The sequence below is a fragment of the Terriglobia bacterium genome, assembly GCA_035712365.1.
Lineage (GTDB): Bacteria > Acidobacteriota > Terriglobia > UBA7540 > UBA7540 > SCRD01.
This window is the reverse complement of sequence record DASTAW010000027.1, coordinates 95,669-110,933: the sequence shown is the minus strand read 5'-3', so window position 1 is coordinate 110,933 and position 15,265 is coordinate 95,669. Positions and strand designations below refer to the sequence as shown.

Below are 15,265 nucleotides of genomic sequence, written 5' to 3'. Positions count from 1 at the left end.
CTTCCTCGGTACTTCAAAAGGTCACCAAACTCGAGTTTGTAAAGACAACAAGAACCATTGCTAAAGCTATTGCCACGCCGAACGGCAGGCGCAGCGTACCGGGATCATCCAGAGTTACGATCGATTCCCGCGCACCCAGGCCGAACGTCGCGAACGCCTGAATCAGAACTACCAGGTTGCCAAGTGTTTGTTTGACCCGACGTTTCCGCACAATTTCCACCACTGCCATAAAGCCGGCGATAAAAATGCTCGCCAGCAGCACGTTCAGGAATTTCCACGGTCCAAGGCACGCTCCCAGCGCGATCATCAATTTCAGATCTCCAGCCCCAATCCCCCGAAGGGCCACCGGAACGATCAGGACGGCTGCGGCGATGCCCGCGCCTTCCAGCCCAGCCTTGATTCCGATCCAGCCCAGGAGAACTCCATTGGTCGCCAGGCCGATTACAAACCCCGAAACTGTGAGCCAATTGGGAATGCGACGAAAACGCAAGTCCAGCCATCCCGCCCACAGGGCCACAAGCAATGCTACGGCCCAAATGACAACATGGCTCCATACTAAGCTGTGCGTGGCTGGCATTCTCTAAACCCTGTGCAATTTCGAGGAGAGGGGAAATAGTTGACCAGATATTGAGGACTTAGTGAACAAGCCGGGCACACTAAAAGCACTGCCCAGGGCACCTTCGAAGCCCAGAAGCTGATCTTGAGCCGCCCCCCTCCGGGGTCGTTCCTGGGAATTGCTTCCTCCCTGGGACACTCCGGATAAGTTGAACTTCCAAGCGGTTGCCGTTGCGCATCCAAGGAGCACTCACCAGCCGAGGAAGCTATCCGCGCTCCTCAGCTGGTGACTGTCTTCCTTACGACTAGCTGCTTGCAGCAGCAAGGTTGCTGGCGGCTGTTGAGAACACATTGTTGATAGCACTGCCGAGTGTTCCCATGACAGTGATAGCAGCCAGGGCAATCAGGACCAGAAGCAACGCGTATTCCGTGAGGTCCTGGCCTTCTTCTTCCTGCCAAAGCCTCTTGAGTAGCTCCGTCATCAGTAAATCCTCCCGTGAGTTGAAGTTTAGGTGGGACACCTTATTTATCGCACCCTGTCCTGCTTTAGAGCACTCCGCGTACCAAACCGTGGCGCCCGAACAAGAGTTATTAACAAAATTTAAGTTCAGCAAAATCAATGAGCTGCAGCAGTAAACCGGTAAACATCCTGATGCGGCCCTCTGGTGCGGTTACGAGGCGTTACCATTTGTTGACGCTAGATACCTACGCGGTTTGACTTCTGGTGACGCTTTCAGCCACGGCCTGTAGACTCTGCTGGGTTCGGACGGGGTGCCGCAGCCCCAGTTTGCCGCAGCCAAATCGGGCCGGCAAAGGCCGGGGACTGCCCACGAAAGTGTCATCGGTCAGATTGCCCGTCTACTTTACCGTGGGGGACGTTTGGTGAACAAGTATTTGTGCAGAATATCCACTGGCGTGGTTTTCGGTCATCTTATTGGATTTAGGGACATAGATGTAAAGCCGATCCTGCGGAAACAGCTTCGTCGGCTGGGGCACTTGTAGGGTATCGATCACCCGGTATTCACCGGCAATCGCGTCGCGCGCGTCTTGTGTGAGATAGTAATTCAGCCAAACGGGGTCGGTTTCCTTTTGAAGGTCGAAATCAAGCACGATGAGTGAAAACCAGCCAGCTCGGATTTGCTTCAGGAGATGCTCATCGGGCACGACTCTCCTCCGGGCCAGAAGCTCGGTTTGCAGGAGATCGGAGAATGGAGTGTCGAATCCCGCCTGTACCAAGTCGCCTCCCCGAAGGCCGATGGCGCGCGCGTGGGCTGGAAAATTCCGTCGGAAGTACGCTTGCACAGCCTCGAACTGACCAACCGCCCCCGGCGCCGGAGCCGGTGGCGTATACCACTGACCGGCGAAGAGGGCAATTGCCAGAAGAAACATGATGTCCACCGGGTATCCGCCTTTTTCAGCCCGCTTCAAAACAAGCGCGGGAACCAGCACGCTGATCATCAGGATGGATTCGAAAAAGTACTGGATAAAAGCTGTTGCTTTACCGATTGTCACAATCCCGAGTATCACAGCGCAGCCGAAGTAACACAGGAGCATTCTGTCCGGATACCTGCGAAGGAACTCAAAGGCAAGCAACACCGCCACCCCAAACATCAGCACAAAAACCAAGAGACCTATCTTGAACTGGTACCAGGAAAAAAGCGTCGCCTGGTAAAGGAAGAAATGCCGCCAGAACTGCTGCCCGGGGAAAGCCACCCATTGGAAGATCCCAAGCAGGCCGAAACCAAACAGCGCCAGGGCGCCGAAGAATTGCGCCAGCCGGACATACCGCTTCTCGATGACGAGAAAGACCATTACGGCTAACGGTCCGGCAATGTACTGCGGCTTGTAGTAAAACCCCAGGCACATCAGAGGCGCTGCCAGAATCAGGGCGGTGCTGTTCCGGAACCTGTATGCAACCAGGAATCCCGAAAAAAAGAGGAGCAGAGCAACGCTGTCAGACAACGCCGAAACCCCATGAAAAGTTACAACCCCATAAGAAAGGAAAACCAAGGGGCTCAGGAGAGCAGCCAGCCGATTTCGAGTAACCCAGAATGCCAGGAGGCCGCACCCTGCCGCGCAACCGAGAATTGCAATTAAAGATAGGAGTCGGAGAGGGGTATACGATGGGTTTGCCGGATCGATCAGGCGAGAGCCAACGAGGTAATATAAGGGCCCGTAAGTAGCGCCTGCGAACCCCTGGTCCGTTGGCGGGGCGTAGATGGGGACTCCCTGTCCGAGCCTGGCCATTTCAGCAAGGGCGCAGCCTTCATAGCTCTCCTCGCCAGGGTAAGTGATCCGGGTGTGCCAGGATGTGAGATTTCGAACAGCAAAAAAGCCGGTCAGGAGAAAGGCCGTAAGAACGCAGGCAATCGCTGCATAGGATGATTTCTTCACGGCCAGCCGGGTCGCCAGTTCGGTGGTTGCCATAGAAAACACCAGATGGTGAAGCGGTCCTTACGTCCGGGGCGGGGAATCAGTCTTCTTTTCACCCCACATCACCACGTTCCACGCCAGCCAGCGGACGCCTGGAATTCGCGTGAGCACAGCATCTGCGGTGCGGAGCGGCAACCACCACCGGAGGTTGTTTTCTGTTTCGTGGTTGATGCGCTTCCAGTAGCGGTCCCGGTTTGGGTGTACGTGGTCCTTCAGGTAGTACTTTGCAAATAATGCCAGCGATGCAATCCAGAACTCGCGATGGCCGAAATTGGAAAAGTATTTACTCGCGAGCTTTACGTCGGCGCGGGTCAGGGGCCGTTCGTCTGGCGTGCGTACTTCCGTCGCCATCTTGCGATAAATGTTGATTGCCGGATTGTAGGCGAGCGGGTCGTAGGAGAAGAAGCGCCCTCCAGGCTTGAGAACGCGGCGGATTTCTTCGTACATTCTGGTCCGGTCCTGCACGTGGTGAATGGCGTTTGCGATGTAAACAATATCGTAGCTCTGGCTGGGAACGTTCAGTTCTTCAGCCACAGCGACAACGCCCTTCACCCCCACACCGAACCGCTTGCCCAGGTTGAGAGTTGTCTCGATCATTCCTGGTGAAAGGTCGAGTGCAGTAACGTCAGCGCCCTGCAGTGCGAAATACACAGACGATTCGCCCAGGCCTGAACCGATGTCGAGTAACTGCTTGCCGGCCAGCGGCCCCATCAACTCCAGGATGAATTGGTTTTCGACTGCGGTTGGCCCTTCGAAGGACTCGCGCACCAGGACACTGTCAGGCCGGGTGATACCTGCCCAGGCGTCATGAAAGGCGGCTTCGCGTTCGTGCGTCACCATGTCAGGCGTCATGAGCGCGCTCCGGCCTTTGCGCTGGCGGCGCTACTGTTCGTTCCAGGCCCGATTTCTGACGGGTCTTTTGTGCCTTCCGACGGGAGCAAACGGTCCCTGACGAAAATCGAGCTGAGTGGATCTTTGTAGATTTCTTTCCAGTCAGACCGGGCGCGCAGCAGCGTGGCCAGCGCGCTTTCACGCTGAATGATACACGAGTTGACACGGTAGCTACGCAGGATGGCAAGGGCGTCAGGGTGGATGTCCTGGACGCTGATGTAATCGGAAAACACGCCTGCCTGCTCGTAAAAATCGCCGCGGCCATCGATGAAGACCTTGTGCTGCGGTCCCAAAGCCCAGAGCAGATAACCCCCAAATCCATAGTCGTTGTACATGGGACCCGGCACAGAATTCTTCCGCAGGTAATCGACTGCCGCAACGGGGAAGTTGCTGGCGGCCCGTTTGGCCAATTCTTTTCTGGTCGGGAGTCCGCGACCAATGGCCAGAATGATTAAAACGATGAGCACCGCATTGACTACGGGCTTGTCATTTTCCGCCTCATAGGTGGGCGCCCAGCGCGCCAGCAGTGAGGCCGCCAGGGGCGCGAAAACGAGCGCGAACAAAATCACAAAGCGCGTGTGAACACAGGTCATATAAGCCGTGAACAGGACGAGGAAGAATTCTTCAACGCGGTATGTGGGCCGGTACGCAACCTGGGCCAGCAGAAAGGCCAGCAGGAGCACCAGCATTACTTTCGGCTCCCACTGGCTGAAATTCAGCGGCAGCCACTCCTGAATGTGCGCCGACTGCTGAGGAAAGAACAGTGCCTTGTCGATGGGAAAAATGAATGCCTGTCCTCCAAATGGAGTGAAGGGAAGTGTGACACAACCCAGCAGCATCACGATCTCCAGATGAATTCGCTGCCGCGGCTTCCAGGGCTCCATCGTGAGGCCGCCAGCCTGGAAGGGAACCAGTCCGCAGATCCAGTAGAGTCCAACAACGCAGAAGCCGAGAATGAACGAGCCATGGGTGTTAACCCAGACAAGGAAAAGCGGAGGCAATATCCAAAGTGACTTCTGCAAGCCCTGCTTGTAGCGTTCCAGGCAGATCAGCGTGATGAGCAGAAAGATGTATCCCAGCAATTGGGGGCGAAGCGTAAAGCACATTCCGGCCAAGGGGATCAGAATGGCCGTGGCGGCAACGGCCGCCTTGGAATTGCGGCTTCGCAGGGTGGCGAAATAGTAAGTAAGGACCAGGATGGCGCTGGTCAGCGCAAAAAGCAGGATATGTAAGCCTCTGAGCACGCCGATTTTGTATGCGAAAGCCAGCACAATCTCGCCCAGCCACTCAAAAGCTAGCGGAGGATTTCCGTAGGCCGTAAACGAGTAGATGTCTGCCTTGAGCCAATGGCCTGTCAGCAGGATTTGCTGGCCCAGTTTTAAGTGCCACCACGTGTCCGGTTCCAGCCGGAACGTTGGAAACATGATGACCGCGTTGAGAGCAACCAGCAGGGCTCCCAGCAGCACGGGGAACGAAAAGCATCTGCGCAGGGCTCGCTGGACCGCCGGTCTCTTCACCACCTGTTCGCTAATCGGAATCATGGTCTCAGTTGCCATCAGAAAGCTCCAGCCGAAGCGTTGAAGGCTTCAGGCGCCGAACTCAGCACTTTGCGCACAGCAACCTTGCCGTTCGCCGTGGCCGTACCAGTGGCATTTGCGGAATTGGCTTCCGCGCTGTCCCGTACAAAAATCGTGCTGATTCCATCCCGGTAGACCTGTTTCCAGCCCGAACTCGAAGTCAGAAGAAGTGCGAGCGGGTTTTCCGGAGGAACCAGACAGGACCTTACGTGATATTTGCTCAGCAGCGGTTCCACATCGGGCTTAAGCGACATGATGGACATATAGTCGGCAAGCACGCCGGAATACTCATAGATGTCCAGCCGTCCGTCAATAAAGACTCTGCCATCGGCCTTGTGGTTCTGAATCAGGTATCCGCCCCAGAAGAAGTAATTGAACGTCGGCCCCAGCTCGGGGTGGGCAGCAAGGTACTGGACCGCGCCTGCTGGCATCTCGATGGCAAGTTCCTGCTTCAGCCTGTTATTCGAAGGGAAGAAAACCGCAATTCCGGCGATGATGATCCCGACCAGGGCGAAATTCAAAACAGGGTGATCTTTTGCTTCTGCATAAGGCGGAAACCACGGCGTGATCAACTCAGCAAGCAGCGGCGCAAAAACAGGTACGAAAAGGACCATGAAACGCGCGTGCATGACGGTCTCTGCCGTGGCAATCAGCAGCAGCGCCATGTCTTCCAGGCGGATGCGAAATCGCCGAACAATAACCAGAATCCAAAATGCCAGCACCAGCACAAGAAACAGTTTCCCGTAGGATTCCGACAAGGCCAGGGGCTGCCATTCCTGGACAATCTGAATGATCATCGGCTGTGATCCGGCCATTTCCAGCGGGTAGGCGGCCAACCGGGTCCCATAGGGCGTGATGATGGAGGCGACCAGGCTGAGGAGAGCGATGAGTTCAACCTGCCGCCGTTCGCGTGGCGTCCATCGCTGGCTGTAAAGATCGCCGACGTGTATTTCTTTCAGGCCGCTCAGCCAGTAGATGCCCAGGACGCCAAATCCCAGCACAAACGTCCCATGGGTGTTGGTCCAGAGCAGAAAAATGAAGGGCAGGATCCAGATGCTCTTCGCATATCCCTGGCGAAAACGCTTCAGGACAATCAGTGTAATGATGAGGAACAAGTATCCCAGCAGTTGCGGCCGCAAGGTCCATGAGATAGCCGAGAGTGGCAGCAGCACGGCACAGGCTGCAAACGCGGATTTAGTGTTTCGGCTGCCGAGGTATGCCAGATAGAAGAGGCCCAGGATAATCGCGCTGATGAGCGCCATCACCAGCACGGCCAGCCCGTGCAGGTTGCCGGCCCGCCAGGAGAGAGACATAATGACCTCTCCCAGCCACTCATAAGCAATCCAGGGACTTCCGTGCGCGGTAAATGAATAGATGTCGTGGGTGGGCCATGTGTGCGTTTTCAGGATCAGGTTGCCCACTGTTATGTGCCAAAGTGTATCGCTCTCGACCCAGCGCAGAGGCTGGGATGCAGAAGATACTGCCTGGTGGACGTTGGTGAACGTCCCGACATAGGCCCCGGCAAGCAATAATGCCGCCAGGAAGGCGTGAAAGGAGAAGACCCTTCTGAGCACGTAGCCGGCTGTGGAATTCCACCGGGCTGAGCGATCGGTCCCCACGCCGCCTGCCGCCGCGGCATTGTGACCGACGGTCGAATTTAATTGATCAAGCGTATCGTCTCGATTAACCATGCTCATTGTGCAAGGCGACATTCGCCTTGCCGTCTACTCCCTCACAAAGCCTGTGTGGCCGAATGCCATGGACTGTGCCGCGGCCCTGCGGCGGCCACGCCGTTTGAGGGGAATGATTTTGCTGTTCGATGAACAAAGATGCTGCTGATGCCGTCTTTGTAGACTTCCTTCCAGTCGGGACTCGATGCCAGCAGCGTCGCAAGAGACCCGTCCGGTTGAATCAGGCAGGAGTCAATTTGGTAGCTTTGAAGCACCGCCAGGGCTTGCGGCTTCAGTTGTACGACCGTGGCGTAATCCGAAAAGACACCAGCGTACTCGTAGACATCACCCCGGCCATCGATAAAAGCCTTGTGTTCAGGCGCCAATGCCCAGACCAGATAGCCCCCAAAGTCATAACTGTTGAACATCCGGCCGGGTACGGGATGTTCCTGAATGTATCGGACAGCCTGAACGGGATAATCCCTGGAAACGTTTTTCCGCAATGCGGTTTGGGAGGGAAGCAACCATACAATGGCCGCAATTGCGAGGAAAGTAAGGGCAGCATTCAGGGCGTATTTGTCGTTGCTGGGATCATAAGTGGGCGCCTTGGCTACAAAAATAGAAGCCGCCAGCGGTGCAAATACAATTGCAAATAAGATCGCGAAGCGAAAGTGGACGAAGGTGGCATACAGAACAATAAGGAAAAGGGAGATCTCATCGAGCCGATAGCGCAACCGGAACGCCACCTGGGCCACGAAGAAGCCAAACACGAGAACCAGCAGCAGCTTGGCCTGCCAGAGCTCCGTATTAATGGGCTGCCATTCAATGATATGGGTGAAATTGAGAGGCAGGGAAGTTGCAACATCAAACGGAACAGCAGCCAATCGGGTGCCATAGGGCGTCAGAGGAAGAACGGCGACGCTTAGCAAGCCGACCAATTCCAGGTGGAGACGCTGTTCCGGCTGCCATCGGACCGCGTAAAGCCCGCCCGAAGAAAATTCCGTAAGGCCGCTAAGCCAATAGAGTCCGAGTATCATAAAACCCAGAGTGAACGACCCGTGAGTGTTCACCCAGAGTAGGAAAACGAGGGGCAAGGCCCACAAGTGTTTCTGTTCTCCCAGGCGGAACCGCTCCAGTGCGATCAGTGTTACGAGCAAAAAAATATATCCGAGCAACTGCGGCCGCAGAGTAAAGCAAAGGACCGCCACAGGGAGCAGGATAAAAGTCGCGAAGAAGGCGGCGTAACAGTTCCGGCAGCGCAGCCAGGCAAAGTAGTACATCAGAAGAACGATTGCGCTGGTCAACGCGATGAGCAGGACGTCCATTCCGCGCAGGCCGCCAAGCCGGTAGGCAAGCGCGGTTAAGACTTCGCCGCCCCATTCATAAGCAACTCGCGGCATGCCGTGGACAGTGAAAGACCAGGTATCAACTGTCGGCCAGTAACCTGTCTGAAGGATCGTATCGCCGTACTTCAGATGCCACCAGGTGTCCGGATCCATGCGCAGCCCGCGCTCGATGGCGAAATTAGCCACAACCAGAATGGCGCCAAGAAACACGGGAAACGAAAAAAATCGCTTGAGCCGAACGATGGATGAGGGTTGGCGACCGGCGGGCGCCGCCAAATCATGGTTCAGGACGTGACGGTCGCATTCGGCCAGGACTTCGGTCGCCGTGTCCGCATGAGCCAAGTTTGGTGCGTCGTTCATCATTTGTGGCTAATTTCCGGGAAAGCCCGTTGACATCGGCTGGGCTGGCAGGCATGACGGATTTCCATCGAATGATAAAAGTCCATGTTGAGAAGCGCGCTCGAGATTGCCCTTGCTGGGCAGGCCCAAAATCAAGGATCATTTCGCAATTTTTTCCGCCACATCGATGACGGCCGGCCGGTCCTGCGCGCTGAACCCCAGCCGCTCGCGCACAAAATAGAGCGGTCGCCGCTTGGATTCCCCGTAGATTCGCCCCACGTACTCGCCGATGATCCCCAGGCAGATCAGTTGAACGCCGCCGATAAACAGCACGGCGATGAGGGACGAAGTCCAGCCTCTGACCAGATGTACGGCGAAAAAGCGCGCGTATAAGGCGTAGATGATGCCCAGGATGGCCAGCGCGGATGCCGCAAAACCCACCCAGGTGGCAAGCCGCAAAGGAGTTATGGAAAATGATAAGATGCCGTCCGTGGCAAACCGCAACATCTTGAAAAGGGGATATTTCGTGGACCCCGCGTAGCGCGCGGCGCGAACATAGGTAACGGCAACCTGTGAAAATCCCAGCCAGCTCACCATGCCTCGCACAAATCGGTCGCGTTCCGGCATGGAGAGCAGGGCATCGACGGCCGCCCGGTCCATCAGCCTGTAGTCGCCGGTGTCCAGCGGGATGCGGGTTTCTGACAGACGATTGATGAAGCGATAGAACGCCTTCGCCGTCCAGAGCTTGAACGCCGTTTCTCCCGGGCGGTCGGTGCGCACTCCATACACAACGTCATACCCTTCGCGCCAGCGGGCCAGGAAGTCACCGATAACTTCCGGCGGGTCCTGCAGGTCGGCGTCGATAATCACCACGGCGTCGCCCGAGGCGTGCTCCAAGCCCGCCGTGATGGCCACCTGGTGGCCGAAGTTTCGGGACAGGCGCACGACTCGAACGCAACGGTCTCGCGCCTGGAGTTGGCGCAGGATGGATGCGGTCCCGTCCGTGCTGCCGTCGTCAACGTAAATGACTTCAAAACGGACGGCCCCGGCTCGCCCGGCGCTTATCGGTTCTCCGAACGTCTGGGGCACGGAATCTGGTGGAGAGGAAGGGTGTGCGCCAATCAACTCCAAAGCGGCAACCAGCCTCCGATGGGTTTCCTGAAGCCCCTCTTCTTCGTTCTTGCAAGGGACCACAACGGAAAGCAAGATCGCTCGGCCTTCGACCCTCCCTGGTTCAAGTGGTCCGTGCGATCGTCCCGGTTGGAAGAAAGATTGGCTCAATTGGGACCCTTCATAATGACGGCTCTTTCGCCCGTTGCGGCCGGTTGGCTGCGGAAGCCGGCAACAAACAATGCTATTTAGCACGTCGCGGGCCAATCAGCAAAGGTTTGGGACGGATTGTGAAATTGCGGGATTATCTGGTTGATTATTGGCGAGTGATCGCGCCGCTACAACTGCTTTATGCCTGTCAGGCCGAGCTAACTGCTTATTCTTCAATGGCTAATGATAACGGCCGGAGACGGGCAACCTGCTCAAATGTCACCAGATGTGGACAGGAGCCATGGCGGGTGGCTGGACGGTGACGGCCCGGCATCGAGGGCTGGCCACCGCACGTTTGGTCCGGTGGATGCCGTGGAGAGCTGCCAAGGAGGTGTAATCCGAGCCTCCAGCCTTTGTGTCGGCGCCGGAGTGCGAGTGTCGCTCGCCTCCGGCCCTCATTGAACCTAACACTGGCTGAAAGCAGCTTTACTGGATCAAACGCACGGGAATGGCTGAACCCCCGCTGGCAATGGTGGTGCTGCCGCCGCTACCGCCTCCTCCCCCACCGCCGGCACAGGCACCACCTATGACGTTCACCACATAGGCACTGACGTTACCCTGATTGGAGCCATCTTCGTTTATAAGAAATAACTGGATAAACCCGATGACATCGACCGTGATTGTGGAGGGGCACGAATTTCCGGGGCACAGCACGGTTCCGTCATAGATCGGTATCGTGACAAGCGAGTCTGAAGTACTGATGGCACCTGTCAATCCGTAGGGATTTCCCGATCCTGCTGAAATCTGCAGGGTCGTAGGATCCATCGTGTCCATCCCGCTCGGACTGTTCTTGTTGCCGCCCTGATGAATCAGGCAATCGACTCCCTGCTCGGTTGGTCCCACCATGTTGCCGGTAATGGGCTGAATTGTTTGGATTCCACAGACAATCTGGTTCTGGTTGCAGCACTCAATGTTCTGGCGATAAAGAGATCCGGCTCCGGGGCCCGTTCCGGCACCCCCGCTGGCGCAAGCGGGACACTCGCTCGCAACCGATCCCGCGGGAAGAAACACCGGCCAGAATTTCCCAGGCGCGGCAGTCGCGCCGCCGTTAGGGTCTCCCGGCTTAATTGTTATTTGCTCGCCCTGCACTCCGCCGGAACTGACTGGGCCGGGATTCCTGATGGCGTGGGGAGGGGAAGGGTCAATGAAATAGGCGGAGTATTTTCCTGTCACCGCGTCATAACAACTTGGATTGCCGAGGGCCGATGTCGTCTCGTGGTTGACACTCGGATCGCAATTGGGCAGGAGCCAGGGCTTGAGGCAGGTTGCCCCAACCAGGGGCCCATTTGATGAAGGATTATACGCTTCCGCTTTGGCTGATGCCGAGACGTTTGCGGAATTGATGCCGAATATCTTGACGAAGAACGTGGGCATTGCGTTCGAGTGACTCGTATCTCTCCCAGCCACGACTTTTATCTGGGGGTCGTTGATGCTTGTTGAGGGAAAAGTGACGTCGGCGTTGGTGATGGCGGGGCTGACGCCGGCAATCAGGTTCGCATTGGCAACAGCTACGGCCCTGTCTTTCGCCAGGCCCTGGCAAGTTGCCGAAATATCCGAACCGCCAGCGGATGTGCAGCCCGCACTCACCAGCTCCTGGGCGCCTGCCAACGCGCCGGCGTCGGCCGCGCGCTGCGCCTGGCTCCGCCCGACGTAGAGTGAAGCCAGGTCTACGCCCAAGCCAGCCATTCCCAGCACAAAGACCATTCCGACTGCAATCAATACAATACTGACACCGCGTTCACTAGGACGTTGCTCATGCGTGAGTTCCCGTGCTCTCATACCCGCCTGCTCCTTAGTTAGAAGTTCGACATGGTGGCATCTGCCTGGATTTTGATGGGGTTTGAAAAGGTCGACGACGGAAGCAACAGCTTGATGATGTGGTTAAAGCCAAAAGTCCAGTCGTAGGGATAATACAGGGTTACGCGGGTTGACGGAATCGAGGTGCTGGAACTGTCCAAAATCGACACACATCGTTCGACTTTCAGTCCGTAGCTGACCCCGTTTTTTGTCGTGTACCACGTACCCGTGCAAGTTGGCCCATTGTAGGTTAAGGATGTGGCAATGAATGACGTGTTGACGCTGGCGTTCGTAAGGTAAGTCACCACGTCATCCCTCAGGGTTGGCACCGAAATGGGGCTCGGATTGTCGGCGTCCTTGGATTCAACAGCCTGGTACCTCGCGCCCTCGCGCACCGCGTTGGCAAGCTTTTGCTTGATGTTGTAAGCGTGCGCAAAATCGAGCAAGCCCGCTGCCATCACCAGAATCAACGGCAGAGCCAGTGCGAACTCAAGCAGCTCTGCGCCGCTGCTGTCTCTGAAGGAGGCGCAGATCGCAGTTGCTACTGCGGAGATAGGGTTGCGGAATCGGGCCGACAGGGCCTTTACGTTGCTGGAACGTCCGGAACCATTATGGGCTTTCATACCACTATTCATTTTTTGCACAGGCTTCTTGCTCCCCATTCAGTAGCTGGTTCCTACCGGGCATGTGGTCGGCTGGTTCTCCAGCCGCATCCGGACCTTTGTCTTGAGGGTGATGGTTGACAGATTAAGGCTGGTGAAGGGAAGCGAGAAAGTATAGGGATAACTAAACTGGAGCTGCAATCCACAGACGTGGGCTGGCGAGCCATTGGGATCCAATTGGACGTACGTAATCGACTTGCTTGTCACTTTGCTCGTAGGCAGATTGTCCGATTGGAGGGCCGGATTCACAAAGTTGGTCCAAATGTCGCTTGCAGTATAATTCTTGGCTCCGGAGCAATACGTCGAGTCGGCGCAGGGGGTCAGCACGGCCGCCTTCGCGCCCTCACGGGCGGCCCGGGTAATGGTCTGGTACGTATTCCATGCCCGGCCGAAGGTGACGATTCCCAGCAACAGCGTCAGAAGGATGGGGAGGACAAGCGCGGCCTCAAACAGCTCGGCGCCGGAATCTTCCTTCGCTTTTGTGACCACTCGGACACAAAACCGCTCAATGCGCGTGCTCGGCCGATGACACATGCGTCCGCCTTTTACCCTTCCAGCGTAGACCATTCAACACCATCCCTTTTAATTACAACTGATTGTTGCCTACGCCACCTGAAAGAGAGGCAAATCTCTTACCAAAATCTGCTTTCCGTGGGCATGAGATATAGCCCAATTATCTAACTACCTTTTCTATCAGTATCCTTAAATTTACCTGTTGTCAATAGGGTAAACGCCCAAATGTATTTCTTTGGTATTACCTGATCAACAAACAACCCGGCCGATGGCCCCGCTCACGCCCGAAGCTCCTGGAAAGCGGGCACCATCTCAAAGGGCTTGCAGGTGGCGCCAATCGTTTCACCCAATTGCTCGATTCTTGCTTCCTCGATATTCCCCAGCAGCAGCGAAGCGCGCCTGAGGTAGTCAATCCGCTCCGGTCGAAGGCCCATGATTCTGGCGCAGGTAGCGTCCACGGATACCGGGTCGCTACCGGCAACCAGGACCCCGCATGCCTTGGGCGCTCCCTGGATCGGGCCGTTTCCCTCCATCCCAACGATGCCGTCAACTATGGCAAAGTCCGGCCGAATGGTGCTGTTAATGTCCAGGATTGACTGGCTGAGGCCCGCCCAGTGAAGTACATTCTTTGGCCAACCGTAACAATTTCCCGGAATGATTCCGAACATGTTCTTAAGCGCGAGAGTAACCCCGACCCAGTGATGTGTCTTCATCTTGGGCATCGAAACCACAAAGTCCGCCGCCAGGACTGTCTTTGGCAGGCAAAGGGATTTCAGTTTCGATGCATGGGTCCGCGGCGACACTTGCGAGACTTCGTCGGTGTTCAAGTCAACGAAAGACCGGTCCAATGGTCCCACGTAATCGCTTAAGCGCAGCACTTCCAGGATTGCTTCTGTATCGCGTTCGTGCCCAGGCCCCTCAGCAACAATGACAGTCTTGGCACCCAGCCGCAGAAACGCTTCCCGTGCGGCCCTGATCACCACGGGATGTGTGTTGATGGTGCCTTCAACGTCGGGTTCGACGAAGTTCGGCTTGAGCAGGACGGACTTGTCTCGCACCGGAGGGCCGAGCTCCTGAAGAGTTTCCCACAGCACCGCCTCCACGCCAGCCTCATAGCTTGCAACGGCCCTGATCGCAACGGAGGAAGGCGAGCGGTGGAAGGGCGGGACCAGGCGCGTGTTGGAATAGCTCATATCACGCCTTTTTCCGGGGATGAAGGTCCAAGCCAGCGGGGAAGCTCGCCCAGGGCCAGCGATGCCCAGGCAACCACCGGGGTGCTCCGCAGGAACTCGCTGCCACCGTAGAAGTCACAAAGAGCGTCCTCGATCGGCCTGGTCGGGCGGCTGAATACCTTCAGGCACAATTGAGTCAGGGCAAGCGAGGCCGGGCTTCGCGGATTTTGGTAGTGCTCTTCCAGCCAGCCGAGTCCCTCGAGCACGGCAGAATGCTCCGGATGCTGCCGCAATGCCAGCAGCGCCCAGGCTGTTGGCCCGATTCGCGGAACTCCGGGAACACCGTAAACGAGTGGATTGCCCGCGTTCCATCCGCCGCCGCGGCAGGCGCGGTCATAGAGCATCCGCTCAGCCAGTTGCAGGCGCCGGGATGCTTCTGGCGGGCGAAGTTGCGGAGGGAGATTCTGGAGCATGATCATCACGTAGGCTGTGGGCTCCACCCAGCTTGCTGTATTCGGGGTCCAGCCCCACCCTCGAAGTGAATGGTCCTGGTGGACGAATATTTCAGACTTCTCCTGCCGGAGCTGGCGCAGGCGCCACAAAAGGTTGCCCTCTGCGGGCCAGGTGCTGCACAGCCATTTTGTTCCACGGGAGACGGCGCCCTCCGGACCTTCTGCCGCAATTGCCATCGCCAGGCATGCCAACGCGGTTACCCAGCATCCGGGATCCTTTCCGGAACTCGTAGGCCAGGCCCCCTCGTCGGTCTGCGTGCGACGCAGCCAGTCGCAGGCAGAGGAGATCACCTTGTCGGGTGGACCTTCATGCGCCAGCAGGGCAAGAATGGACCACGCTGTCGGCTCAGTAGTGCTTTGAAGTCCTTGCCGATAGCCCCACCCGCCATCCGGGTTCTGAGCGCGGCGTAAAAGATCGGGGAAAAAACTGCTTTGCGGGGTATGAATGTCTCGCTCCTGCGGCGGTATTCTGGCCAAT

At 56.9% G+C, this 15,265-nt stretch carries 13 protein-coding genes; all 13 read right to left on the bottom strand.

Annotated elements, in window-relative coordinates:
• Positions 1-13: 13 nt before the first annotated feature.
• Positions 14-577 carry an A24 family peptidase gene (locus VFQ24_07715; protein ID HET9178230.1) on the bottom strand — a complete coding sequence of 188 codons (564 nt, stop codon included), beginning with the start codon at positions 575-577 and terminating at the stop codon, positions 14-16.
• Between the two features lie 283 nt (positions 578-860).
• A complete protein-coding gene (locus VFQ24_07710) occupies positions 861-1,037 on the bottom strand; it encodes a Flp family type IVb pilin (GenBank protein HET9178229.1) in 177 nt (58 codons plus the stop codon).
• Positions 1,038-1,413: 376 nt separating this feature from the next.
• Positions 1,414-2,982, bottom strand: coding sequence for a hypothetical protein (locus tag VFQ24_07705; protein ID HET9178228.1), 1,569 nt, complete (start codon positions 2,980-2,982; stop codon positions 1,414-1,416).
• A gap of 27 nt (positions 2,983-3,009) precedes the next feature.
• On the bottom strand, positions 3,010-3,840 hold the full coding sequence (locus tag VFQ24_07700) for a class I SAM-dependent methyltransferase (GenBank protein ID HET9178227.1): 831 nt from the start codon (positions 3,838-3,840) through the stop codon (positions 3,010-3,012).
• Positions 3,837-5,435 carry a hypothetical protein gene (locus VFQ24_07695; protein HET9178226.1) on the bottom strand — a complete coding sequence of 533 codons (1,599 nt, stop codon included), beginning with the start codon at positions 5,433-5,435 and terminating at the stop codon, positions 3,837-3,839. The genes VFQ24_07700 and VFQ24_07695 overlap by 4 nt, the downstream gene beginning before the upstream one ends.
• Positions 5,435-7,147, bottom strand: coding sequence for a hypothetical protein (locus tag VFQ24_07690; protein HET9178225.1), 1,713 nt, complete (start codon positions 7,145-7,147; stop codon positions 5,435-5,437). Before VFQ24_07690 ends, VFQ24_07695 begins: the two co-directional genes overlap by 1 nt.
• 41 nt (positions 7,148-7,188) lie before the next feature.
• Positions 7,189-8,835, bottom strand: coding sequence for a hypothetical protein (locus tag VFQ24_07685; GenBank protein HET9178224.1), 1,647 nt, complete (start codon positions 8,833-8,835; stop codon positions 7,189-7,191).
• Positions 8,836-8,970: 135 nt separating this feature from the next.
• Entirely contained in the window at positions 8,971-10,020 is a 1,050-nt protein-coding gene (locus tag VFQ24_07680) for a glycosyltransferase family 2 protein (protein HET9178223.1), read from the bottom strand.
• Between the two features lie 537 nt (positions 10,021-10,557).
• Positions 10,558-11,910 carry a Tad domain-containing protein gene (locus tag VFQ24_07675; GenBank protein HET9178222.1) on the bottom strand — a complete coding sequence of 451 codons (1,353 nt, stop codon included), beginning with the start codon at positions 11,908-11,910 and terminating at the stop codon, positions 10,558-10,560.
• A 17-nt stretch (positions 11,911-11,927) separates the two neighbouring features.
• Positions 11,928-12,551, bottom strand: a complete 624-nt coding sequence (locus VFQ24_07670) for a TadE family protein (protein ID HET9178221.1) — start codon at positions 12,549-12,551, stop codon at positions 11,928-11,930.
• Between the two features lie 39 nt (positions 12,552-12,590).
• Positions 12,591-13,124, bottom strand: coding sequence for a TadE/TadG family type IV pilus assembly protein (locus VFQ24_07665; GenBank protein ID HET9178220.1), 534 nt, complete (start codon positions 13,122-13,124; stop codon positions 12,591-12,593).
• Positions 13,125-13,381: 257 nt separating this feature from the next.
• Positions 13,382-14,296: a DUF362 domain-containing protein gene (locus VFQ24_07660; protein ID HET9178219.1), complete on the bottom strand. Its 915-nt coding sequence runs from the start codon at positions 14,294-14,296 to the stop codon at positions 13,382-13,384.
• Positions 14,293-15,264 (bottom strand): prenyltransferase/squalene oxidase repeat-containing protein, encoded by a 972-nt coding sequence (locus VFQ24_07655; protein ID HET9178218.1) that lies wholly within the window; start codon positions 15,262-15,264, stop codon positions 14,293-14,295. The genes VFQ24_07660 and VFQ24_07655 overlap by 4 nt, the downstream gene beginning before the upstream one ends.
• Position 15,265: the final 1 nt, after the last annotated feature.

Bases quoted from the DNA above. Each gene is read 5' to 3' on its own strand.
- VFQ24_07690 (HET9178225.1), bottom strand. From the start codon at position 7,147: ATGGTTAATCGAGACGATACGCTTGATCAATTAAATTCGACCGTCGGT.
- VFQ24_07695 (HET9178226.1), bottom strand. From the start codon at position 5,435: ATGGCAACTGAGACCATGATTCCGATTAGCGAACAGGTGGTGAAGAGA.
- VFQ24_07685 (HET9178224.1), bottom strand. From the start codon at position 8,835: ATGATGAACGACGCACCAAACTTGGCTCATGCGGACACGGCGACCGAA.
- VFQ24_07660 (HET9178219.1), bottom strand. From the start codon at position 14,296: ATGAGCTATTCCAACACGCGCCTGGTCCCGCCCTTCCACCGCTCGCCT.
- VFQ24_07665 (HET9178220.1), bottom strand. From the start codon at position 13,124: ATGTGTCATCGGCCGAGCACGCGCATTGAGCGGTTTTGTGTCCGAGTG.
- VFQ24_07710 (HET9178229.1), bottom strand. From the start codon at position 1,037: ATGACGGAGCTACTCAAGAGGCTTTGGCAGGAAGAAGAAGGCCAGGAC.
- VFQ24_07715 (HET9178230.1), bottom strand. From the start codon at position 577: ATGCCAGCCACGCACAGCTTAGTATGGAGCCATGTTGTCATTTGGGCC.
- VFQ24_07700 (HET9178227.1), bottom strand. From the start codon at position 3,840: ATGACGCCTGACATGGTGACGCACGAACGCGAAGCCGCCTTTCATGAC.
- VFQ24_07675 (HET9178222.1), bottom strand. From the start codon at position 11,910: ATGAGAGCACGGGAACTCACGCATGAGCAACGTCCTAGTGAACGCGGT.
- VFQ24_07670 (HET9178221.1), bottom strand. From the start codon at position 12,551: ATGAAAGCCCATAATGGTTCCGGACGTTCCAGCAACGTAAAGGCCCTG.
- VFQ24_07705 (HET9178228.1), bottom strand. From the start codon at position 2,982: ATGGCAACCACCGAACTGGCGACCCGGCTGGCCGTGAAGAAATCATCC.